We start from the raw sequence: 24208 nt of genomic DNA on the forward strand, positions 1-24208 counted from the left end.
TTGCGCTGAATTTAATGGCGATAATCGCAGCGTTTAAATGGTGCAAACCTAGAGAAACGACATAAATCATCAAGACCGTGGGGTGATTTATTTACCAGTTAAGTAACGAATTTAGTGGCAGCAAATGCAGGCAAACAAGTGAGATCCCAACATGAGTGAACAGATCGAACAGGCGTTAGAAAGAAAGTACGATGCAGGTTTCTATTCAGAAATCGAGTCAGAAACGTTTGAAAGCGGCCTGGACGAGTCGGTTATCCGCCGCATATCAGCAATGAAAAACGAGCCTGAATGGATGCTTGAATGGCGCTTGAAGTCGTATCGTGCATGGCTTGAAATGGAAGAGCCAGACTGGGCGCATGTGGATTATCCAAAAATCGACTATCAGTCCATTTCTTACTACTCGGCACCAAAGAGTATGAAAGACAAGCCTCAGTCGCTAGACGAGGTGGACCCAGAGTTACTGCGTACCTACGAAAAGCTTGGTATTCCGCTTCATGAGCAAGAAATGCTGGCGGGTGTAGCGGTAGATGCGGTATTCGACTCGGTTTCCGTTGTGACGACATTCCGCGAAAAGCTGGAAGACGCAGGGGTAATTTTCTGCCCGATTTCTGAAGCGGTTCAGAAGTACCCAGACCTTGTGAAAAAATATATCGGTTCTGTGGTTCCCCGCACGGACAACTACTTTGCGGCACTAAACAGTGCGGTATTTACCGACGGTTCATTTGTTTATATTCCAAAAGGCACCCGCTGCCCTATGGAGCTATCAACCTATTTCCGTATTAACGAAATGAACACCGGTCAGTTCGAACGTACGCTTATTGTTGCCGATGAAGGCAGCTACGTGAGCTACCTAGAAGGCTGTACTGCGCCTCAGCGCGATGAAAATCAGCTGCACGCCGCTGTGGTTGAACTGGTCGCGATGGACGATGCGCAAATCAAATACTCGACGGTACAAAACTGGTACCCGGGCGATGAAAACGGTAAAGGCGGTATCTACAACTTCGTGACCAAGCGCGGCGTTGCACACACGAACGCTAAAATCTCTTGGACGCAGGTTGAAACGGGCTCTGCGGTAACGTGGAAGTACCCAAGCTGTGTACTTAAAGGCGACAATAGCGTAGGTGAGTTTTACTCAGTAGCCCTAACACGTGGCCGTCAGCAGGCAGATACCGGTACTAAGATGATTCACGTGGGTAAAAATACCAAGTCGACCATCATTTCAAAAGGTATATCAGCGGGTAACAGTAACAATGCCTATCGCGGACTGGTTCAAATGGGCCCGCGGGCAGATGGTGCACGTAACTTTACCGAGTGCGACTCGCTGCTGATTGGCGACAGGTGTGGTGCACACACGTTCCCGTATATCGAAAGCCGCAATCCTTCAGCCATTGTTGAGCACGAAGCGACAACATCGAAGGTGAGCGACGAACAATTATTTTTGTGTCAGCAACGTGGCTTAGACACAGAGAAAGCCGTTTCTATGATTGTTAACGGTTTCTGTAAAGAAGTATTCAAAGAGCTACCAATGGAATTTGCCGTAGAAGCCGGCAAACTGCTCGAAATTAGTCTTGAAGGTTCAGTGGGGTAATCAATGCTTAGTATCAAGAATTTACATGCCAGCGTGGAAGAGAAAAACATCATTAAAGGTCTTAACCTTGAAGTTAAACCTGGTGAAGTACACGCGATCATGGGCCCCAACGGTGCCGGTAAAAGTACACTAGGTTACGTACTATCTGGCCGTGATGGCTACGAAGTGAGTGATGGTGAAGCCACGCTTAACGGTAAAGACTTACTTGAGCTTGACGTTGAAGAGCGCGCTCGAGAAGGCCTGTTTTTAGCGTTTCAGTACCCAGTTGAAATTCCTGGCGTAAGCAACATGGAATTTATGAAAGAGTCGGTTAACGCCATGCGTGAAGAGCGCGGCGAAGCGCCACTGACGGCTGCTGAGTTCCTTAAAAAAGCGAAAGACGCGTGTAAGCAAGTTCAACTTCCACTGGATTTCTTAAAGCGTGGCGTTAACGAAGGTTTTTCCGGCGGTGAGAAAAAGCGTAACGAAATCATGCAAATGATTTTGCTTGAGCCAAAGCTTTGTATTCTGGACGAATCAGACTCAGGCCTTGACGTTGATGCACTACAAGTGGTTGCCGATGGCGTAAACAGCCAGCGCGACGGTGAGCGTAGCTTCATTGTTGTTACCCACTACCAGCGTCTTCTCGACTACATCAAGCCTGACTTTGTACACATTCTTGCCGACGGTAAAATTGTGAAAAGTGGTGATGCGTCACTGGCGCTAGAAGTTGAAAAGAGTGGTTACGCTTTCCTAGGTAAGGCGTATGAGGAGGCCGAGGCATGAGTCAATGGCTAGAACAGGTCATTGATACAGCACAGCGCGACGATTATCTATCGCCCGTGCGTCAACAGGCCTTAGCACAACTAAAAGCCGACGGCTGGCCAGCGCGCAGAAACGAAAGCTGGCGCTTTACGCCGCTTACGCCAATTGAAAAGCGTGAAGCAAAGCAAGCCGTTCAAGCTGACAACTTGCCAGTACCGGCTATTGATAATTTAAATGCTATCGATCTTATTTTTGTTGATGGCGTGCTGGTTACACAGGTTAATACCCTTGATGTGCCAGCTGGCATGAGTATTACGTCACTAAATAGTGATGATGCTGCTACGCAACAAGCGATTAGCAGCGTGTATGGCAAAGTTAAGCCTAGCCGTCATATGTTTGGTTTGGTGAACGATGCGCTATGCCAACATGGTATTTTTATCAATGTTGAAGCAGGCGTGAAAATCGACACACCAGTTCGCATTGTGAACATGGCGTCGCAAAATGTAGATGCCCACACGCGCGTGGTAGTAAAAGTAGCAGAAGGCGCAAGCGCCACTGTTATCGAGCAAGGCTTTGGTGATACTGAAAGCTTAACCACGGCGTTTGCTGAATACGATTTGGCGGATGATGCTCATCTAGAGCACTATCGTTTCGCTATGTTTACTGGCAAAGCAAAGCAACTAGGCGGTAGCCACTTCAAGCTACATAACCGCACCACGCTCAATAGCACCATGGTGGGTTATGGTAGCGAGCTGTCGCGCTTAGACGTAGACATTCACCATGCGGGCGAGTTTGCTGACGCGAAAATGAATGCTGTTTATTTGTTGGCAGAGGGCGAGTTGTTCGACCTGCACTCTACCATTGAGCACGCTATGCCTAACGGTACTACCGAGGAAAATGCGCGCGGTATTGTGGGTGATAAAGCGCGCGCTGTGTTTAACGGTCGTATTCATATTCACCGCGACGCACAGAAAACGCTGGCTGAACTGAACAACCGCAACTTGTTATTGTCACGCCGCGGCGTAATTAATACCAAACCTGAGCTTGAAATTTACGCAGATGACGTAAAGTGTGCCCACGGTGCAACCGTAGCTGAAATTGAAGAAGAAGCCTTGTACTACATGCTGACTCGCGGCATTCCGCGTAGTAAAGCACTTGTTATGCTTAACTTCGGTTTCATTCAAGAGCTGATAAACGATGTACCAAATGGGGCAATCCGTGAATGGCTTGCGCCACTGTTAAGTGAACGCTTCGCCCAAATGGAGGTGAAATGAGCCTAGACGTTGCAGCACTTCGTGCCCAGTTTCCTATTTTATCAAAGACGGTAGACGGCAAACCGCTAGTCTATCTAGATAACGCAGCGACCACGCAAAAACCGCAAGCGGTAATAGATGCGTTGGTAGACTTTTATACGGGCACGAACGCGAACGTGCATCGCGGTGCTCATCACTTGTCTGATGAAGCCACCCGTCGATATGAAAATGCACGTAGCAGCGTCGCGAGTTTCATTAATGCCAACGCCCGCGAAGAAGTTATTTGGACGTCGGGTACCACTGAGGCCATTAACATCGTAGCCAATGGTCTAGCTCAGCTTCTCGGTGAAGGTGATGAAGTGATGGTCACCGAGCTTGAGCACCATGCTAACTTGGTTACGTGGCAACAGGCCTGTCGTCGCGCTGGCGCTACGCTCAACATTGTACCTATTTTCGATACTGGTGAGCTTGATGTAGAAGCCTTTGACAGACTGCTTTCAAGCAACACCAAAATGGTCGCCTTCCCCCACGTGTCAAACGCCTTGGGAACGGTAAACCCAATTAAACTGCTAACGCAAAAAGCCAAAGCAGTGGGGGCCTGGGTTTTGGTTGATGGCGCGCAGGGTATAGCCCATGGCGGTGTAGACGTACAAGACATCGGCTGCGACTTTTACGCATTTTCAGGGCATAAACTTTTCGGCCCAACAGGCATTGGCTGCTTGTGGGGTAAAAAAGAGGTCCTAGAAACCTGGCCTGTATGGCAGGTTGGTGGCGAGATGATCAAGGATGTCACCTATCACGAAGCCACGTGGGGCCCTTTACCTAACCGCTTAGAAGCCGGTACCCCAAATATCGCCGGTGCTATCGGAATGGGGGCGGCAGTTGACTGGTTTAGCGCCCTTGATGTAAACGCATTACACGAACATGAGCAAAAGCTGCTGGCCTATGCCACCGAGCAGGCTGAAGCCTTTGAAGGGATGCGTATTATTGGTACAGCACCAAACAAGGTTGGGGTGTTAAGCTTTTTGCTTGAAGGTGCGCATCCAGCCGATGTGGGCTTTATTTTAGATAGACAAGGCGTGGCTATTCGCACAGGTGATAACTGTGCGCAACCACTGATGAAGCGATTCGGCATACCGGGTACCGCTCGTGCGTCGTTTTCAATTTACAATACGCTTGAAGAAGTAGACAGCTTATTTGCTGCGCTTAAAAAAGCAAAAATGATGTTGGCCTAAGGAGGCATTATGAGTGTTGAAACGTTTGTACCTAGTACAAAACTCATTACGCTAACTGACAGTGCCGTTAAGCATTTCGAAAGTAAGCTTAAAGACAAGCCTGGTCAGTTAATTCGTTTATCAACAAAAGTAAGCGGCTGTACGGGCTATGCTTACGTGCTTGATTTCGCTGACAGCGCCCAAGCAGATGATGAAATTATTGAAATTTCTCCCCTTGTTAATGTCGCGGTTGCCGCAGATGCAACCGATTTATTGCGTAACACAGAAATTGACTATGTTATGGAAGGCGTAAACGGCATTATCAAGTACAACAACCCTAATGTTGTTGATGAATGTGGGTGTGGCGAGAGTTTTAACGTAGGTTAATTGCCACGCAAAAGCACTTCAGTTGTAGAATTAAAGAGTACTAAGTCGTTTATGAAACAAAAAATGGTGACCACCGAGCGCGATTGTAAAGCGCGTTTGGTGCCAGCGGGTAACCCAACTGTTATCCCTGAAGGCGAGTTTGTGAATATCACCCAAGAGCTCGGTGGTAACTACACGGTAACCTGGCGCGGCAATATGTACCGCATTGACGGTACTGACGCTGGCGCTATCGGTCGCAAAGCGATGACGTTAACCTTTGATGCGCCAGAAGATGGTAACATTAGCGAACAGCAAGTGTGGGATGCCTTAGAGACCATTTTTGACCCCGAGATTCCAATTAACCTGGTTTCATTGGGGCTTATCTACAAAGTCGATATTGATCAAGCATCCGGTGACGTCAATATTGATATGACGCTTACCGCGCCGGGTTGTGGCATGGGGCCGGTTCTGGTCGGTGACGTGGAGTATCGTGTTGCCATGGTGCCTCATGTGAAAAACGTCAATGTTGAGCTAGTGTTCGACCCAGCATGGTCACGAGATATGATGAGTGAAGAAGCGCAGCTTGAAGCGGGGCTTTTCTTCTAATCACACTAGCCATCGTTTATCGCCTTGTCGTTTAACCTTATTACAGATTTAAAAAGCGGAAATAGAAATGCAATTACCAAGTAGTGAAGAGATTATTGATGATTTAGCGTTCTTCGACGATTGGGAACAGCGATATCAGTACATCATTGACTTAGGCAAATCTATTCCAGGTTTACCCGAAGACGCGAAAAGCCCCGAGCGCCTAGTGAAAGGCTGTCAAAGCAGCGTGTGGCTAATTGAGTCCTATGACGGTAACAAAATTACCTTCGACGTAGATAGTGACGCGGTTATCGTTCAAGGTTTATTAGCACTCGTGCTCGCGGCCTACAACGATAAAACCCCAGCAGATATACTCGCGTTTGATATCGATGGGTATTTTGAAGCGTTAGATCTGGAGCGTCATATTACCCCAACGCGGGGGAATGGCTTGCGCGCTATTGTGGGTAAAATACAGCAACTGGCAAAAGCAAACGCCTAATCTGTCTGCTCATTGGGTTGGCTAAGCGGCTAGTCAGTTTAACGTAGGTGCCGACAAACCTAGGGCTGTCATCAAATTGTCATGCCCTTCGCGCTATGCTTTCATGGCAGTTTTACACCACAATTCAAAGGATTATAGCTCTTTTTACAAAGGCTCTAGTAAAGCCGTAATTAATTGCCTATAATTCGCGGCCAAAATTTAAAGATACATACACTATTTGTTTGGAGAGAGAACATGGCTCTTGAGCGTACTTTTTCGATTATCAAGCCTGATGCGGTAGCTAAAAACGTAATCGGTGCAATTTACAACCGTTTCGAATCTGCAGGTCTTCGCATCGTGGCATCTAAGATGATCCACATGAGCAAAGAGCAAGCAGAAGGCTTCTATGCAGAACACAAAGAGCGTCCTTTCTTCGGCGCACTTGTTGACTTCATGACGTCTGGTCCAGTTATGGTTCAAGTACTAGAAGGCGAAAACGCTGTTCTAGCTAACCGCGAAATCATGGGCGCAACTAACCCAGCTGATGCCGCTGCAGGTACACTTCGTTCAGACTACGCTGCGTCAATCGACGAAAACGCAGTTCACGGTTCTGACGCACCTGAGTCAGCAGCACGCGAAATTGCTTACTTCTTCTCTGAAGAAGAAATCTGCCCACGTACTCGCTAAGAATACGCAGGTAGAAAAAACGAGGCCTTAGCGCCTCGTTTTTTGTTTTTAGCGCCTTAGTATGTTTCATGCTGTGTTGCAGTGCTCGCATTGCCAAACTTAACACCAGTCTGCGCTAAATCGACTTTTTCTGACTAATCAGATGTGTTAAAATTCGCGCAATTTTTAAACAGTGTCTAACGCCTAGGCAAGACGCTGGTTTTAACTCCAATTTCAGCAGTGAGAGGGGCTTCCCTCGAAGGTAAAAGGGTCATCTTATTCATGGCAAAAACGAACTTATTAAATCTAAATCGCGAAGGCTTGCGCAATTTCTTTAAGGAAATGGGCGAGAAACCGTTTCGTGCCGATCAGGTAATGAAATGGATTTACCAGCAGGGTATCAGCGATTTCGAGGAAATGAGTAACCTCAATAAAAACCTTCGCGCCATGCTTATTGAACATTGCGAAATTAAGGCGCCCGAAATAGCCTACTTTCAGGAAGCGAGCGATGGCACTATTAAATTCGCTCTTACGCTAGAAGGTGGACAGGAAGTGGAATCGGTTTGGATCCCCGAAACCGATCGCGCCACCTTGTGTGTATCGTCACAGGTTGGTTGTGCGTTAGAGTGTACTTTCTGCTCTACGGCGCAGCAGGGTTTTAACCGAAATCTCAGCGTCAGCGAAATTATTGGTCAAGTATGGCGGGTGGCCACGTTCTTAGGGTTATCAAAAGATACCAGTAAACGTCCCATCACCAACGTGGTCATGATGGGCATGGGGGAGCCGTTACTTAACCTTAAAAATGTCGTGCCTGCTATGGACATTATGCTAGACGACTTTGGGTTTGGCTTGTCTAAACGCCGGGTAACGTTAAGTACCTCTGGTGTGGTGCCAGCTTTGGATATGCTAGGCGATCAAATTGACGTTGCGCTTGCTATTTCACTGCACGCACCCAATGATGAATTGCGTAACGAAATTGTCCCTATCAACAAGAAGTACAACATTGAAACATTCTTGGCAGGTGTTCGCCGCTATTTAGCCAAATCTAGAGCGAACCAAGGCAAGGTGACGGTAGAGTATGTTATGCTTTCTCATATCAACGACAGTACCGATCAAGCTCACCAATTGGCGCAAGTGCTGAAAGATACGCCGTGTAAAATCAATCTTATTCCGTTTAACCCATATCCAGGGTCGCCGTATACGTGTTCGAGTAATTCACGTATTGATAGATTCTCAAAAGTGCTTATGGATTATGGGCTTACCACTGTAGTGCGTAAAACGCGTGGGGATGATATTGATGCTGCGTGCGGTCAATTAGTGGGTGATGTTGTTGATAGAACGAAAAGAATGTTGAAAAAACAGATGAAGGGCGAAGCAATTTCGGTAAAAATGGCCCAATAATCATTAAGATATTAGGGTAAGACTATGGGCAAAGGTTGGCTAGTCGTTATATCACTTAGCATTGTGTTGTTGTGCGGGTGTGTCAGTAGTACAGATGCAAATAGAGTTGGTGACGACTTCAATCGTGAAGAAGCCGCGAAAACGCGAATGTCCCTTGGTCTTACCTATTTAAAAAATAACAATTACACCCAAGCCAAAAAGAACCTAGATAAAGCGCTGGAATTTTATCCCCATTCTGGTGATGTTCACTACGCTTTAGCCTACTACTATCAGTTGGTGGGCGATAATGAGCGAGCAGAATCCGCCTATAAAACGGCAATTTCATTGTCGCCAAATAGCGGCGATATCATGAATAGCTACGGTGCATTTCAATGCCAAAATGGTCGTTATGCAGAAGCTAAACGTTATTTCCTAAAGGCCATTGATAGCAAACAATACGCTAATGCAGCCGAAACTTACGAAAATCTTGCGCTGTGCGCACAAAGTCAAGGTAATCTTGATGATGCGATTGCTTACTTGGAAGATGCGGTAAAGCATCAACCGGGGCGACCAAAGAGCCTTTTACTGTTGTCTGAACTCTATGTGGCAGACAGACAATGGGATAACGCCAAGCGTACCTTATCTACCTACCAGAGAGTTGCAAGTACAACCCCTAATGTACTCTGGATGTCTTACGAAGTGGCCAAAGCCCAAGGTGACGAAAGCAAGGCATTAGCCTATGGGAATCGTCTGCTTGAGCAGTTTCCGCAAAGTGCGTTAGCTGAACGTGTTCAACAGCAGATAAACACTTCAAAGCCTCAAATTATGCGAAGCCTAAAAGCGAATCCGTCGGAAGGATCACCCCCGGCGGAAGAAAGTAGTGCCAATGAGAAAAGCACAAGTAAAAACAGTGAAGTATCTAAAGAAACACCTCAATTCCATATAGTAAAACAGGGCGAAAACCTATATCGTATTTCGCTCATGCACAATATTAAAGTGGCTACGCTGCAAACCTGGAACAACCTTGAAGATCCTGGCGCAATTTTTGCCGGTATGAAACTTTGGTTAGTCCCCACTCAATTGCAGGAAAAATAGGAAGTCGAATGGTGTCAGAAGAAAAAGCGACAGAAGAAAATAGTTCGCAACCAGAGAATAATACTACGCCAAGCCCTGGACAAATGTTAAGGGAACGTCGTGAAGCGTTAGGACTTTCACAACAACAAGTGGCTGATAAACTATTTTTAAAAGCCCATCAAATTAATGATTTAGAAGAAGATCGTCTTGATGACAATGCGTCTATCACGTTTACCAAAGGCTATGTGCGGAATTATGCAAAGCAATTAGGTTTAGATTCTGCGGCGGTGATCAACGCATTTGAACAACGTCATGTCACAGCCGAGCCTCCGGCTAAATTGCAGAGCTTCTCCAAACGTGTCGCAAAACAGACACACGATGACCGTTGGATGATGGTGACCTACCTTATTCTGCTGCTTATTATTGGTGGAGTAGTGGCTTGGTGGTATCAGCAACCAAGCGATGAAGGTACGGCGGGAAATACGCCGGGAAATACGGTAGAGAGCACGGTAGATAGTACCGCAGAACGCACGGTTGTTGAGCGTATTAAAGAGGACGCTGGCAATACACCAGTTTCAAGTTCAAATGGTCGTCTCGGCGAGCCTAGCTCAGACGAAGCGGTTACTGGGAATGCTCGGCAAGCCGTGGATAGTGTCGATAATTCAATCAATCCAGAAGCCTCTTCACAAGGTGCAATTAACGATAGTCATTCACAACTTATCGAGCAAGCCACCCCTGCTAATGTAAGTCCAGACAACGGTGGCGTGAGCGGTGCAAATATCGATGAGTCGAATAATCTGACGGCATTAGTATCAAACCGAGCAGATGGCACTGTTGCCTTACAGCAGAACACGTCGCCAGTGCCAACGTCGGCCCCCATACAAATGGCGTTTACCTTTGAGGATGATTGCTGGGTAAACATAAAAGATGCAACAGGTGAAGCCATCGCCTACGGGGTAAAGCAAAAAGGGCGAGTTATGGAAATTCAAGGCGTACCTCCTGTTGAAGTTACGCTTGGTGCACCGGATAATGTACGTATATCAATTAACAACGAGCCGGTAGATATTTCATCATATCAAAATGGTACAACCGCTCGTTTTACGCTTCCTTTATAGGTATTTAGATGTTTGCAGAAAGCCCTATTAAACGCAGAAAATCGACGCGTATTAACGTAGGTAATGTTCCTATTGGTGATGGAGCGCCCATTGCCGTCCAGTCAATGACGAATACTCGTACTACAGACGTGGCCGCTACCGTTGAACAAATTAATCGCATTGTTGCGGTGGGGGGCGAGATTGTTCGCGTATCTGTGCCTACTATGGAAGCCGCCGAAGCATTCAAACACATTAAACAACAAGTGAGTGTTCCGCTGGTCGCCGATATTCATTTTGATTATCGAATTGCGTTAAAAGTGGCAGAGTATGGCGTAGATTGTTTACGTATTAACCCAGGCAATATTGGCAACATGGAACGGGTGAAATCGGTTGTCGATTGCGCAAAAGACAAAAATATCCCCATTCGTATTGGTGTAAATGGCGGCTCACTGGAAAAAGACTTGCAAGAAAAATACGGCGAGCCTACACCCGAAGCACTTGTCGAGTCAGCTATGCGACACGTAGACATTCTTGATAAGCTCAATTTCGACCAGTTTAAAGTAAGTGTTAAGGCCTCGGATGTCTTTTTGGCCGTGGGCGCCTATCGCTTGTTAGCTCAGAAAATCGACCAACCTTTACATTTAGGCATTACCGAAGCAGGCGGCCAGCGTGCTGGGGCAGTGAAAAGTTCGGTGGGTCTAGGCATGTTACTCGCTGAAGGTATTGGCGATACCATACGAATTTCACTGGCAGCAGACCCTGTAGAAGAAATTAAAGTCGGCTTCGATATTTTAAAGTCACTGCGTATCCGTTCCCGAGGCATTAATTTTATCGCGTGCCCCAGCTGTTCTCGCCAAGAGTTTGATGTAATTGGTACCGTTAATGCGCTTGAGCAACGTTTAGAAGACATTCTTACGCCTATGGACGTCTCAATCATCGGTTGCGTGGTAAATGGGCCAGGGGAAGCGGAAGTGTCTGATTTGGGTTTAACCGGCGCTCGCAACATGAGCGGCTTGTATGAAGACGGTAAACGGGTGAAAGAACGTTTACCTAACGATGATCTGGTTGATAAGCTTGAAGCGAAAATACGGGCTAAAGCCTTACGCCTTAGCGATGAGCATAAAATTCAGGTATCAGTAAAAGACTAAGCTCGTAGCATTGTTGTTTACTACCAAAGCCCCTATAATGCGGGGCTTTTCACCATTTTGCAGTATGAGAAATTCACGTGGCTAAGACTATTCAGGCAATTCGCGGAATGAATGATTGCCTGCCGGAAGTGTCCGGTACATGGCAGAAAGTAGAATCTGTACTCCGTCAGGTGGTAGCCAACTATGGCTATCAAGAAATTCGTACTCCCATAGTAGAGAGCACGGATTTATTTAAGCGCTCTATTGGCGAGGTGACCGATATTGTCGAAAAGGAAATGTATACCTTTGAGGACAGAAACGGTGATAGCTTAACGCTGCGTCCAGAAGGTACCGCCAGCTGCGTTAGAGCCGGTAATGAGCATGGCTTGCTGTACAATCAGCAACAACGCTTGTGGTATATGGGGCCCATGTTTCGCCACGAACGTCCACAGAAAGGGCGTTATCGTCAGTTTCATCAGTTTGGCGTAGAAACCTACGGCATCGATGGCCCTGATATTGACTTAGAGGTTATCCTCTTAAGCGCTCGACTTTGGAAAGCGTTCGGTATTGAGAAGCACGTGACACTGCAAGTGAATTCACTTGGCTCAAACGAAGCACGACAAGCGTACCGTGATACTTTGATTGAATACTTAAAAGCCCGCGCTGATAAGCTTGATGAAGAGTCTCTTCGACGCTTAGAAACGAATCCTTTACGGGTTCTTGATAGCAAAAATCCTGATGTACAAGCTGCTATTGCCGATGCTCCCTCGTTACTCGATCACCTTGATGAAGCGTCAAAAGCGCATTTTGACGTGCTATGTGAACGCTTGACACAAGCGGGTATCCACTTTGAAGTTAACCCTCGGCTTGTTCGTGGTCTCGACTATTACAATCGTACTGTGTTTGAATGGGTAACGGAAAGTTTGGGTGCTCAAGGTACGGTGTGTGCGGGAGGCCGATACGACGGCTTGGTTGAACAGTTAGGCGGTAAAGCTACGCCGGCGGTAGGCTTTGCCATGGGTATTGAGCGCTTAGTTTTATTGCTCACTACGCTAAACGAAGATGCACAGGAAACCAGTGCTGCTGATGTTTATGTAACCGCTATGGGCGACGAAGCTCAGGGTTATGCCGTGCAGGTTGCCGAGCATTTACGAGACACCTTACCTCACGTGCGCGTCATGATGCATTGTGGCGGCGGCAACTTCAAAAAACAATTAAAGCGTGCCGATAAAACCGGCGCACAAATAGCCCTATTGCTGGGGTCGCAAGAAATGCAAGCGCGGCAAGTAGGCGTAAAACCTTTACGCGATGGTCAAGAACAACAAACGGTTGCCTTTGATGATTTATCGGCCACCCTTGCTGACCTTCTAGCAAAATAATAAGAGGATAAAATGGAACAATTTGCAACTGAAGAACAACAAGTAGAAGCCATTAAACGATTTTGGAAAGACCACGGCATTGCTATTTTAGTTGGTGCCGGTTTAGGTCTGGGTGGTTTGTGGGGATGGCGTGCGTTTACTGACGCGCAAATCGAATCTCGTGAATCAGCCTCTGTGGCGTATCAAGCAGCCGTAGAAACTTTTGGCACAGAAGGTAGCGACGCTAAGATAGAGACCTTTATTAAAGAAAATGAAGACTCAGGTTATGCCAGTATCGCAAGCTTACTCGCCGCCAAACAAGCCGTTGATGCAGGTGATTTAGATGCCGCTGCTTCTCATTTGAATCGGGTTGTCACTTTTGCAGAAAATGATGAAATTAAAGCATTAGCCGGGTTACGTTTAACACGGGTTCAAATTGAAATGAACCAGCTGGACGCGGCGTTGTCTACGCTAGGCAATGTTACTAATGAGGCATTTTCTGCTGAAGTTTCTGAACTTAAAGGTGATGTATATCAACAGCAAAGTAAATTCGATGATGCACGCTTAGCATATTCAAGTGCACTTGAGAAAAATGCCAATAATCCGCTATTGCAGATGAAGCTAGATAACCTAGCGGTTGCAGCGGGCCAGTAAGCTGGTAAATAAAAATAAAGAGGTACGCAATTTGTTTCACAACACCTGTGGCCGTAAGGGTCGTCTTGTTCGTGTAATGGGGATGGCACTTGCCGCATCTGTTATGCTTTCTGGCTGTTCTACAGTGTCTGATTGGTTTGCGGATGAAGAAGAGCTAGAGATTCGTCGTCTTAAACCTATTCAATCTCAATTTACACCGCAAGTTAAATGGGACAAAGATATTGGTGATGGAGTCGATCACTATTTCTCTCGTCTTCGCCCCGTTTATGCCTATGAAAGTTTGTATGTCGCAGATCGTCACGGCAGTGTTGTGGCGTTGAATCCCGAGACGGGCGACCAACTTTGGGCACGAGACTTCGCTATATTCAATGGTGAAGGCATCTGGGATTCTATTTCCAGACTATGGCGAAGCGGCCAAAGTGCACGTATTGGCGGTATTTCTGTTGCAGATAGAATGGTTTTTCTGGGGACAGAAAATGGGGATGTTATCGCCCTAGATGCCGAAACCGGTGAAACCCGCTGGGAAACCACTATTCCAGGAGAAGTGCTTGCTGCACCTTCAGCTGACGAAGGTATTTTGGTTGTCAACACTGGCGCAGGCGTGATGTTTGGCTTAGATACGCGAACTGGCGAGCAGAAGTGGCGTCATGAAGGCGATACTCCGCCGCTGACATTGCGTGGTATCTCTGGGCCGGTAGCGGCAAATGGCGGGGCTATTGTAGGTACAGCGACGGGTAAAATTCAGGTTAACCTGTTAGAAACAGGTGTATTGGCATGGGAAACCGTGATTGCCACGCCATCGGGCGCGACGGAACTAGAGCGTATTGTTGATATAGATACGACGCCGGTATTATTCGGTGGCACTATCTACACTATCTCTTACAACGGCACCTTAGCGGCGGTGGAACTGCGCTCAGGGCGTGTCATTTGGAAGCGTGAATATGCGTCTTACCGAAACATTACCCTTGATGGAAATAATTTATTCGTTGTTGACAATAATTCAAATATTTACGCGCTAGATAGACGAAATGGCGTAGAATTATGGTCACAAAGCGGCTTAAAGAAACGCTCTGTAACTGCCGCATCTGCCGTTAAAGACTTCGTTGTTGTGGGTGATAACTGGGGCTTTTTGCACTGGTTAGATAAAGAGACTGGCAACCTTGTTGCTCGCTTAGATGTGGGCGGTGATGACGAAGACGATGCTATTTACGCAGCGCCTATTGTTGTAGACGATGTCGTCATTACTGTTACCCGTAATGGAGAAGTGGCAGCCGTTACCACGCCTTAAAATCTACCATGCCTGATTGATGCTGACGCATCGACGCTAAACAGGTATAATATTTCTCATAGAGTGACCGCAAGTAGGCTTAGCTTACTTGCGGTTTGTGCTTTCACGACCTGTAGGATCTGATACATGTTACCCGTAGTTGCTTTGGTGGGCCGCCCTAATGTGGGCAAGTCTACCCTGTTTAACCGATTGACCAATACTCGCGACGCCCTGGTTGCTGATTACCCTGGCTTAACTCGCGATAGAAAATACGGCCAAGCTAAATATGAACAGCGGCAATTTATTGTTGTTGATACCGGCGGTATCACAGGTGACGAGGAAGGTATTGACGCAGAAATGGCGCAACAGTCTTTGTTAGCCATTGAAGAGGCCGATGTTGTTATGTTCTTGGTTGACGCTAGAGCAGGCTTGCTACCAGCCGATAAAGGCATTGCCGATCACCTAAGACGCATTAACAAACAAGTATTTGTGGTTGCCAACAAAGTTGACGGTATTGACGGCGACAGTGAAAGTGCAGAATTTTACGCCTTAGGTTTAGGTAACGTGAAGCAAATCGCTGCGGCCCACGGCCGTGGTGTTAGTCAATTGCTACAAGAGGCGTTATCCCCTTTAGACGCTAGCTTTCCTGATATGCAAGTGGTAGAAGCACCTAAAGAGGAAGACTTAGGCGCAGAAGCACAGCGCGAAAAACTTCAATCATTGCCCATCAAATTAGCCATAGTCGGCAAGCCAAATGTAGGTAAATCTACCCTCACAAACCGTATTTTGGGTGAAGAGCGAGTGGTGGTTTATGACTTACCTGGTACCACCCGTGATAGTGTTTATATTCCTATGGAAAGGGATGAACGTGAATATATCCTTATTGATACGGCGGGGGTGCGAAAGCGTAAGAAAATTAATGAGGCAGTAGAAAAGTTCTCTATCGTAAAGACCTTGCAAGCCATTGAAGAGTCAAATGTGGTGTTGTTAGTCATAGACGCCCGTGAAGGTATTACGGATCAAGATCTTAGCTTGCTTGGATTTGTCCTTAATTCTGGTCGCTCTTTAGTGGTGGCGGTGAATAAATGGGACGGCTTGAGTACCGATGTTAAAGACGACATTAAACGTGAACTCGATCGCCGTTTAGGATTTATCGACTTCGCTCGTCTACATTTTATTTCAGCGCTTCATGGCTCCGGCGTGGGTAATTTGTTTGAATCTGTACAAGAAGCCTACGCAAGTGCCACCAAACGCATTAATACCTCTATCCTTACGCAAATTATGGAGATGGCGCAGGACGATCATCAGCCGCCGCTGGTGCGAGGGCGTAGGGTGAAGATGAAGTATGCTCACGCGGGGGGCTACAACCCACCTGTTATTGTTATTCACGGAAACCAAGTGGATGACCTACCAAGTTCCTACAAACGTTTTTTAATGAACTATTTCCGTAAGTCATTAGAAATTATGGGCACGCCAATTAAGATTGAGTTTAGGGAAGGACACAACCCATTTGAGGGCAAGAAAAACCAACTTACGTTAGCGCAGCAAAGAAAGCGCAAGCGCCTCATGTCGTACCATAATAAAAAGTAAGCCCTAAGGCGACCACTTCAACAGTGAAAAACCAGCAACGTTTACGCGAAACATTGCTGGTTTTTTAATTTAATAGCTGCCTAACTTGTTCCATTAAGGGCGAGGGAGTGGGGACTTCAATGGTTTCCATCAGCGTTCTTGCAATTGGGTCGGAAAGCGCAGTGGGGAAGGTGGTTGATATTTTGATTATCTTATCGTGCTGAGTGAATACATAGGTTGTGGCGTAAATCGTATCACTGGTTTGAGATTCCGCTTTCATTGCTATCCGCCATCCTGTGGCCCGAGGATTTGCAGTAAATGTGGTTAACGGTTTGTCTTTACTCAAGTTTAAGCCGCGTGCGTGAGCCACTTCGCTGGCCTTTTTCCAATCATCATGAAGGGCTTGTTGCAATAAGGTATCTCTGTTGGCGCTTGCTTTCGCTATTAAGGGATACACAGTGACATCAATTAACGCATCTTCAAATGTGGGGTGTATGTAGCGGGTAACCGCGCCTTTAAATGGGTCAGGGTAAAGCTGAGTGTCAAAGCGCGTAAAATCACCAAGCTTTTGCGGTACCTTCAACGACCTTGTGTAATCACTGGCTTCTAGCGCTGAATATAAGAAGTCAGTGGTAAATAGGTGGTTTTCATCGCTTTTAGCATACCAACGTGAAAGTAGGCGCGTAGCTATATCTTCTTTGCTGTCGCTACTTTTTCCATCGTGATCTTGATGGCTCTCTGTGTCGACACTTGTGGAGTTAATTTCCATCCCCCGCCACAATAACGTCATTTCTAAAAAGTGCACCACACGGCCCTTATCACTCAGCGTATTCATGTGCGCAATAAGTAGCTCGTAATCGTAAAGTTCATTGAAAGCCATCACTGCTTTAAACCAACCTTTCTCCTTAATAATATTAATGAAGAGGTCAGGAGAAATGCCGTCTTCTATACAAGCACCAAGCGGGCTGATGTCGTTACACGACGTCGCCAGTTGATCACTCGGGTAAGTAGAAAAAACGGAAACAGAAATATCAGATGAAGGGGTACTGTCGGCGTGGGCGTGTGAAGAAAGACAATACCACAATGAAAATGCCGCCGACAAAATGAAGAAGTGACGTCGGCGGTACCATGAAAATGAAAATGACAAATAAGCGCCTTACTTATGACGTGAGATAGCCACTACTTTACTGGTTATTTCCCCGTCAGTCACTCGCGTATAGATAACATCGTCCTTTTTTACATTCGCGACTTGGGTGATTGCGGAATTATTGTGCAATGTAATGCTGTAGCCCCTTGAAAGTGTCGAAAGAGGGCTAACCGAGTGAAGTAGGCCGGCCTTGGCACCTAGCAACTGCTGTTTGTCTTTTAACTGGTTTCGTATGGCGCTGGTCAGGGCTTTGTCTAACTGGTTTAACTTGTTCTGCCCTCGCTCTATTCGTAGCAGCGGCGACTGCTTAGCTAGCTTCTGCGTTTTGTCATCCAATGTCTTGGCTACATGAGACAACGTGTTGGCCATAGCATGCTTTAACCTCAGTTGCAGTCTATCTAAAGATTGCCATTGATGTTGAATACGGCGTTGTGGATGCACGGAAAGCAATTTTTGCTGGCGTAATGTTAATCCTTGTTGTGCACGCTGAATCTGTGTTTGCATGGCACGAACAAGACGCTGCCTATTTTGCGTGACTGCATGATATAGCGCTCGCGTATCCTGACTTAGTATTTCAGCGGCTGCAGAAGGGGTGGGAGCCCTAACATCGGCAACAAAATCAGCGATAGTAAAGTCGATTTCGTGCCCCACCGCACTGACTACGGGCAAGGTTGATTGGGCAATGTGACGGGCCAAGGTTTCATCATTGAAACACCATAAGTCTTCTAAAGCGCCGCCTCCCCGAGATAGTAATATCACGTCCACTTCATTGCGCTGATTAGCCACGGTTAACGCGTTAATGAGTTGGCTAGGTGCGCTTTCACCTTGCACCATAGAGGGGTAAATAATAACCTCTGTCTGGGGGCTTCGGCGTTTCAATACACTTAATATATCGTGCAAGGCAGCCCCACTGGCGGAGGTGATCACACCAATACGATTGATAGCCTCAGGCAAAGGCTGTTTGCGGTGCGTGGCAAACAAGCCTTCTGTATTAAGGCGCGCTTTAAGTGCTTCAAAGGCTTGTTTTAACGCGCCTTCACCATCACTTTCCATGTGTTCTACCACTAATTGGTAGTCGCCTCGTGCTTCATAAAGCCCAACCGAGGCGCGCACCAGAATTTTATCCCCTTCTTTGGGGCGCATGCGTACATTGCGATTAGCACCTTTAAACATCGCAGCCTTCACCTGCGCTTTATTGTCTTTCAGAGTAAAGTACCAATGGCCTGACGCGGCACAAACAAAATTAGAAATTTCAGCAGATAGCCAAATAAGGCCAATTTCGCCTTCTAGCACGGTTCGGGCTAAGCGATTTAGCTTGGTGACTGTTAAAATTTGTCGAGAGGTAGATGGCGAATTTGTAAACATAAAAAAAATCACAGGGTTTAATACAAATAGAGTTTACCTGAAAACTAAAAAACACTACAATTGCGCCGCAATTAACCCTCAACTGAATAGGTGTTGTTGCATGCTACGTATCATCCAAGAAGCCCTGACCTTTGACGACGTGTTGCTCGTTCCTGGCCACTCGACCGTCCTTCCACATACAGCTAACTTACAAACCCGACTTACCCGTGGTGTAACGTTAAATATTCCAATGGTGTCTGCTGCCATGGACACGGTTTCTGAAGCCCGCTTAGCGATTGCACTTGCCCAAGAGGGTGGTATAGGTTTCATTCACAAAAATATGAAGCCAGAAGAACAAGCCAAACACGTTCATGAAGTTAAAAAGTACGAAAGTGGTGTGGTTTCAGACCCCGTTACCGTTACTAAAGATGCGACGATTGGTGAGGTTCTCGCCCTTTCAAAGCAAAAAGGTTATTCAGGTTTCCCGGTAACCGATGAGGATAATAATCTCATTGGTATCGTCACCGGTCGAGATTTACGTTTCGAAAAGCGTTTAGAACTGCCTATTAGTAACGTGATGACGGGTAAAGAAGACTTGGTCACTGTTAAAGAAGGTGCCAGTTCAGATGTGGTGCTAGATCTCATGCATGAACATCGTATCGAAAAAATTCTTGTGGTTGACGACGCGTTTAAACTAACGGGCCTCATCACGGTTAAAGATTTCCAAAAAGCGGAAAACAAGCCAAATGCATGTAAGGATTCGCTAGGCCGTCTTCGCGTAGGCGCGGCGGTCAGTGTGGGGCCAGGTACCGATGAGCGCATTGCGTTGTTGGTAGAAGCTGGCGTGGATGTACTGCTTATTGATACGTCTCACGGCCATTCCCAAGGGGTGATTGACCGTGTGAAAAAAGTGCGTGCGGACTATCCTGACGTTCAAATTATCGCTGGAAATGTGGCCACCGGCGACGGCGCGAAAGCGCTAGCCGACGCTGGCGTAGATGCGGTTAAAGTGGGCATTGGCCCAGGTTCAATTTGTACCACACGTATTGTGACAGGCTGTGGTGTGCCGCAAATTACAGCAGTATCAGATGCCGTAGAAGCATTAAAAGGCACTGACATTCCTGTCATCGCCGATGGTGGTATTCGTTTCTCAGGTGATATTGCTAAAGCCCTTGCCGCCGGTGCAAGCTGTGTCATGGTGGGTAGCATGTTGGCGGGTACGGAAGAGTCGCCAGGTGAGGTAGAACTTTTCCAAGGCCGTTACTACAAATCGTATCGTGGAATGGGCTCGCTAGGGGCAATGAATCAAAGCCATGGTTCATCAGACCGCTACTTCCAAGAATCTAATAATGCAGAAAAGCTGGTACCAGAAGGTATTGAGGGCCGCGTAGCGTATAAGGGGCCAATTGCGAATATCATTCACCAGCAAATGGGTGGTTTACGTTCAGCTATGGGACTAACAGGTTGCGCCACTATTGAAGAACTCAATACCAAAGCACAATTTGTTCGCGTAACGTCTGCTGGCATGGGTGAAAGCCACGTCCATGATGTAAGTATTACTAAAGAAGCGCCAAATTACCGCTTAGGTTAAGGCGACCGACGACTGCGAGGCTGGTTATTCACCAGCCTTTGTTCTTTTATTTAACGGGTAAAATGAAAAATGACCACAAATATCCACGACCAACGCATACTTATTTTGGATTTTGGCTCGCAATACACGCAGTTAATAGCACGTCGCGTTCGCGAAATTGGCGTTTACTGTGAACTATGGGCTTGGGATGTCACCGAAGCTCAAATTCGTGAATTTAATCCTCAAGGCATTATCTTATCTGGTGGCCCTGAATCAGTGACGGAAGAGGGCTCTCCACGGGCTCCAGAGTATGTGTTTGAAGCTGGCGTGCCGGTATTCGGTATTTGCTATGGCATGCAAACCATGGCGCAACAACTTGGTGGTGCCGTTTTAGGTTCTGACAAGCGTGAATTTGGTTACGCTCAAGTGGAAGTCATTAAACCCAGTCCACTATTGGATCAGATAGAAGATGCCGTTAGTGAAACAGGGGCCGCACTGCTTGACGTTTGGATGAGTCATGGCGATAAAGTGTCAGCTATTCCTGAAGGCTTTGACACCATCGCACAAACCGCCTCGTGTCCACATGCGGCTATGTACAATGAAGAAAAGCAATTTTACGGCGTACAATTTCACCCAGAAGTTACTCATACTCGTCAGGGCATGCGACTACTTACCCATTTTGTTATGGATGTGTGTAAGTGCGAGAAGCTTTGGACTGCCGGGGCGATTATTGAAGACGCGATTGAGCGCATTAAAGAAAAAGTGGGCGACGACGAAGTTATTTTGGGCCTGTCTGGTGGCGTAGATTCATCAGTGACAGCAATGTTGCTTCACCGCGCCATCGGCAAAAAGCTAACCTGTGTGTTTGTTGATAACGGACTATTGCGTTTAAATGAAGCCGACCAGGTTATGGAGATGTTTGGTGACCACTTTGGTTTAAACATTATTCGTATTGACGCTGAACAACGCTTCCTCGACCGCCTTAAAGGCATTGAAGACCCTGAGCTTAAACGTAAGGCAATTGGCAACGAGTTTGTGCGTGTATTCGATGAAGAAGCCGGTAAACTTGAAAATGCGAAGTGGTTAGCACAAGGTACAATTTATCCTGATGTGATTGAATCGGCTGGCTCGGCGACGGGTAAAGCGCATGTGATCAAGTCTCACCACAATGTAGGCGGCCTTCCAGATGATATGGAACTTGGCCTCGTTGAACCGCTTCGTGAGCTTTTTAAAGACGAAGTGCGTAAAATTGGTCTTGAGTTAGGCCTGCCTTATGACATGCTATACCGTCATCCTTTCCCAGGACCAGGTTTAGGCGTGCGCGTTCTTGGTGAAATTAAGAAAGAGTACTGCGATTTGCTTCGCCGTGCCGACGCTATCTTCATCGAAGAGCTTTACGCGGCAGACCTGTACCAGAAAGTCAGCCAAGCATTTACGGTATTTTTACCGGTACGTTCTGTTGGGGTGATGGGCGATGCGCGTAAATACGATTGGGTGGTAAGCTTACGTGCCGTCGAGACCATTGATTTTATGACTGCACATTGGGCGCACTTACCTTACGATTTCTTAGGCAAGGTCTCTAACCGAATCATCAATGAAATCGACGGTATTAGCCGTGTGGTTTACGATATTTCAGGTAAGCCGCCAGCTACCATTGAGTGGGAATAATGCGCCTTTAAGAATGCTCTGGCATTAACAGGCTCTCAATCATACTTAAGTCCGCATAATTGCGGACTTTTTGTTTGTTGCCCGTCAAGTTAGTGAGTCAATGAGGCTTTTGAATTGGTATTTTAGTGATCTTAGTCCCGTGAGCTCGGCCGACGATTTAGCGCTTTCTTACCTTAACTTGGCAATAGTCCATTACACCCCCCTTAAGAGGTAAAACAAGCTCCGATAGCGAGTTAGGGGCGTTTCTGATTTCATTGCTATAATAACCTGTGCATAGCAAGAGTATAAAAGTATATATAAACGTATTTTTAATAATACCTTTAGTGTCACCCTTCTGTCACAAAACGATCATCTAATGGCCGCGTCCTTTTTACTTCTTATACTAAAGGTTAAGTCGTGTTCAATTTCACCAGCATAAGTCGATTGGTAATGACCCCCGTTCTTGCCAGTTTGATGATTTTAGTTTTGTTAAATAGTGCATCTATCATGAAGGCGTTTTCTCTTTTGAACGCCTTTGATGAGTTAGAAAACACGCTGGTGCAATCGGAAAGAGATGTCAATCATATTCACAGTGCATTTAAAACCCAAGTTCAAGAATGGAAAAATGTGCTGTTACGCGGGCACAACCAAGACGACCGTGAAAAATACTGGTCGCGATTTAAGCAAAAAGAACAGGAGATTACACGTGCGTTCGAAAGTATGTTGCTAAACGATATAATTAGTAACGAAGCCAAAGCGGACATCAGAGAATTTCAAAGCGCCCATCAGGTGATGGCGCAGAAGTACCGGGAGGGTTACGAGGCTTACGTACAATCCGGGTTCGATCCTAAAGTTGGTGACAGCTACGTGAGAGGGATCGATAGAGCGCCTGCTAAGTTACTGACCAGTATTTCACAAAATATCGCTTCAGAATCGGCCACGGCTATCTCTGACCTTAAAAGCAACACGCGAAGCATCTTATGGATAATCATGGTGGCCGCGTTGTCACTGTCTATATTGAGCGTGGCTTACGTCATATATTGTCTTCGTAAACATGTTATTAAGCCAATCAAGCAAGTCGCAGGGTGTATTTCAAATTTAGCGGCCAGTCAATATGATTACGACCTCTCTTATTCGAGTTACCACGAACTTGGCGTGCTAGCCGATTCAGCCCGCTCGCTTCAGACAAAGCTGAAAGAGTCGGTTAGACAGTTGCAAGATGCGGAACAAGAAATGGAGCGGGCCTTTGGTACGCTTAGTCAGGTTAGTGCCTCTATTATGGAAGGCGCCAACGGCCAGCGTTCGGCATCGCGGTCTCTAGACAGCAGTACTGATAAACTCAAAGAGATTGTTCAGAATTTGGTGGCAATTACCGATCAAGTGGCAGTGGCGACAAACAATTCAGAAAAAAATGTGGCAAGTTGCTATGCCACATTTGAAAAAGCCAATTTAGGCTTTAAACAATTGGCTGAAACGGTAACGGAATCAAGTGATATAGTCTCTGAATTGCAAAATCGCAGTACCAATATTTTAAAAGTGGTTAATGTGATTAATGAAATTGCTGATCAAACCAACTTATTAGCGTTAAACGCAGCGATTGAAGCAGCACGAGCTGGAGAGCATGGTAGAGGTTTTGCCGTGGTTGCAGATGAAGTACGCGCACTGGCTGCCAAGACGCAGCAATCGACCAAAGAAATTAATGATATTCTGAGTAGTTTTGAGTCGGAAGCAAAAGGCGCTGTGTCTGCGATGTCTACGGGTAAAACCTTGTCTGACAATAATGCGGCAGAAGCGGCTATCGCGCTAGATACCCTCAATGAAGTAGTGAAAGACATTCAAGAAACTGCCAGTGTTGTTGTGGCGCTGAACGAAGCGGCCGATGAGCAGGAAGCCGTATTACAGCAAGTGGAGAGTATTATTAATAATGTGGTGACGTCATCAGAAAAGTATCATCAGTTGGCGCAAGGTGATGATATTTCCCGCTCTATGAAGAGTATGTCATTTAACGTAGAAAAAGTCGTGAATAGTTTGACCCGATAAGACGGCTTTGACACTATCTTAACAAGGCGTATTACAAAATAGT

At 46.5% G+C, this 24208-nt stretch carries 21 protein-coding genes; 19 read left to right on the top strand and 2 right to left on the bottom strand.

From position 1 onward, the window contains the following. Nucleotides 1–151 precede the first annotated feature (151 nt). The 16 genes from sufB (at nucleotide 152) to der (ending at nucleotide 16438) form a co-directional block, all read left to right on the top strand. Nucleotides 152–1588: a Fe-S cluster assembly protein SufB gene (gene sufB, locus IUA53_RS06190; RefSeq protein ID WP_196898785.1), complete on the top strand. Its 1437-nt coding sequence runs from the start codon at nucleotides 152–154 to the stop codon at nucleotides 1586–1588. A 3-nt stretch (nucleotides 1589–1591) separates the two neighbouring features. Then, a complete protein-coding gene (sufC, locus tag IUA53_RS06195; RefSeq protein WP_196898787.1) occupies nucleotides 1592–2353 on the top strand; it encodes a Fe-S cluster assembly ATPase SufC in 762 nt (253 codons plus the stop codon). Continuing rightward, entirely contained in the window at nucleotides 2350–3606 is a 1257-nt protein-coding gene (gene sufD / locus IUA53_RS06200) for a Fe-S cluster assembly protein SufD (protein WP_024016622.1), read from the top strand. The genes sufC and sufD overlap by 4 nt, the downstream gene beginning before the upstream one ends. Next, entirely contained in the window at nucleotides 3603–4820 is a 1218-nt protein-coding gene (locus IUA53_RS06205; RefSeq protein ID WP_141154275.1) for an aminotransferase class V-fold PLP-dependent enzyme, read from the top strand. Before sufD ends, IUA53_RS06205 begins: the two co-directional genes overlap by 4 nt. Before the next feature lie 9 nt (nucleotides 4821–4829). Further along, complete coding sequence (locus tag IUA53_RS06210) at nucleotides 4830–5186, top strand: HesB/IscA family protein (RefSeq protein WP_012519003.1); 357 nt, start codon at nucleotides 4830–4832, stop codon at nucleotides 5184–5186. Nucleotides 5187–5237: 51 nt separating this feature from the next. After that, nucleotides 5238–5771: a putative Fe-S cluster assembly protein SufT gene (gene sufT / locus IUA53_RS06215; RefSeq protein WP_044057611.1), complete on the top strand. Its 534-nt coding sequence runs from the start codon at nucleotides 5238–5240 to the stop codon at nucleotides 5769–5771. Nucleotides 5772–5838: 67 nt separating this feature from the next. Next, nucleotides 5839–6249: a SufE family protein gene (locus IUA53_RS06220; protein ID WP_044057610.1), complete on the top strand. Its 411-nt coding sequence runs from the start codon at nucleotides 5839–5841 to the stop codon at nucleotides 6247–6249. A 234-nt stretch (nucleotides 6250–6483) separates the two neighbouring features. Continuing rightward, complete coding sequence (gene ndk / locus IUA53_RS06225) at nucleotides 6484–6915, top strand: nucleoside-diphosphate kinase (protein ID WP_012519000.1); 432 nt, start codon at nucleotides 6484–6486, stop codon at nucleotides 6913–6915. Nucleotides 6916–7176: 261 nt separating this feature from the next. Beyond that, on the top strand, nucleotides 7177–8295 hold the full coding sequence (locus IUA53_RS06230) for a bifunctional tRNA (adenosine(37)-C2)-methyltransferase TrmG/ribosomal RNA large subunit methyltransferase RlmN (RefSeq protein ID WP_044057609.1): 1119 nt from the start codon (nucleotides 7177–7179) through the stop codon (nucleotides 8293–8295). Nucleotides 8296–8319: 24 nt separating this feature from the next. Further along, nucleotides 8320–9369: a type IV pilus biogenesis/stability protein PilW gene (gene pilW, locus IUA53_RS06235; protein ID WP_196898789.1), complete on the top strand. Its 1050-nt coding sequence runs from the start codon at nucleotides 8320–8322 to the stop codon at nucleotides 9367–9369. A gap of 8 nt (nucleotides 9370–9377) precedes the next feature. Then, complete coding sequence (locus IUA53_RS06240; RefSeq protein ID WP_196898791.1) at nucleotides 9378–10463, top strand: RodZ domain-containing protein; 1086 nt, start codon at nucleotides 9378–9380, stop codon at nucleotides 10461–10463. An 8-nt stretch (nucleotides 10464–10471) separates the two neighbouring features. Further along, nucleotides 10472–11590: a flavodoxin-dependent (E)-4-hydroxy-3-methylbut-2-enyl-diphosphate synthase gene (gene ispG / locus IUA53_RS06245; RefSeq protein ID WP_044057606.1), complete on the top strand. Its 1119-nt coding sequence runs from the start codon at nucleotides 10472–10474 to the stop codon at nucleotides 11588–11590. Nucleotides 11591–11667: 77 nt separating this feature from the next. After that, nucleotides 11668–12948: a histidine--tRNA ligase gene (hisS, locus tag IUA53_RS06250; protein WP_082052910.1), complete on the top strand. Its 1281-nt coding sequence runs from the start codon at nucleotides 11668–11670 to the stop codon at nucleotides 12946–12948. A 12-nt stretch (nucleotides 12949–12960) separates the two neighbouring features. After that, nucleotides 12961–13581 carry a YfgM family protein gene (locus IUA53_RS06255; protein ID WP_044057604.1) on the top strand — a complete coding sequence of 207 codons (621 nt, stop codon included), beginning with the start codon at nucleotides 12961–12963 and terminating at the stop codon, nucleotides 13579–13581. A 31-nt stretch (nucleotides 13582–13612) separates the two neighbouring features. After that, nucleotides 13613–14869 carry an outer membrane protein assembly factor BamB gene (gene bamB, locus IUA53_RS06260; protein WP_196898793.1) on the top strand — a complete coding sequence of 419 codons (1257 nt, stop codon included), beginning with the start codon at nucleotides 13613–13615 and terminating at the stop codon, nucleotides 14867–14869. 126 nt (nucleotides 14870–14995) lie between these two features. Then, nucleotides 14996–16438, top strand: a complete 1443-nt coding sequence (der, locus tag IUA53_RS06265; RefSeq protein WP_044057602.1) for a ribosome biogenesis GTPase Der — start codon at nucleotides 14996–14998, stop codon at nucleotides 16436–16438. 64 nt (nucleotides 16439–16502) lie between these two features. Here the strand turns inward: der and IUA53_RS06270 are convergent, their stop codons facing one another. Both IUA53_RS06270 and xseA read right to left on the bottom strand, forming a co-directional pair. Next, on the bottom strand, nucleotides 16503–17564 hold the full coding sequence (locus tag IUA53_RS06270; RefSeq protein WP_196898795.1) for a hypothetical protein: 1062 nt from the start codon (nucleotides 17562–17564) through the stop codon (nucleotides 16503–16505). 9 nt (nucleotides 17565–17573) lie between these two features. Next, complete coding sequence (gene xseA, locus IUA53_RS06275; RefSeq protein WP_196898797.1) at nucleotides 17574–18929, bottom strand: exodeoxyribonuclease VII large subunit; 1356 nt, start codon at nucleotides 18927–18929, stop codon at nucleotides 17574–17576. Nucleotides 18930–19029: 100 nt separating this feature from the next. On the opposite strand from xseA, the gene guaB reads away from it, so the two are divergent. The 3 genes from guaB to IUA53_RS06290 all read left to right on the top strand — a co-directional run bounded on the left by guaB (nucleotide 19030) and on the right by IUA53_RS06290 (nucleotide 24165). Beyond that, entirely contained in the window at nucleotides 19030–20499 is a 1470-nt protein-coding gene (guaB, locus tag IUA53_RS06280) for an IMP dehydrogenase (protein ID WP_044057600.1), read from the top strand. A 69-nt stretch (nucleotides 20500–20568) separates the two neighbouring features. Continuing rightward, complete coding sequence (guaA, locus tag IUA53_RS06285) at nucleotides 20569–22146, top strand: glutamine-hydrolyzing GMP synthase (RefSeq protein ID WP_044057599.1); 1578 nt, start codon at nucleotides 20569–20571, stop codon at nucleotides 22144–22146. A gap of 396 nt (nucleotides 22147–22542) precedes the next feature. Then, nucleotides 22543–24165 carry a methyl-accepting chemotaxis protein gene (locus IUA53_RS06290; RefSeq protein ID WP_044057598.1) on the top strand — a complete coding sequence of 541 codons (1623 nt, stop codon included), beginning with the start codon at nucleotides 22543–22545 and terminating at the stop codon, nucleotides 24163–24165. Nucleotides 24166–24208 lie beyond the last annotated feature (43 nt).

The sequence above is a fragment of the Alteromonas sp. B31-7 genome (assembly GCF_015767655.1).
In the GTDB taxonomy this organism is placed as follows: domain Bacteria; phylum Pseudomonadota; class Gammaproteobacteria; order Enterobacterales; family Alteromonadaceae; genus Alteromonas; species Alteromonas australica.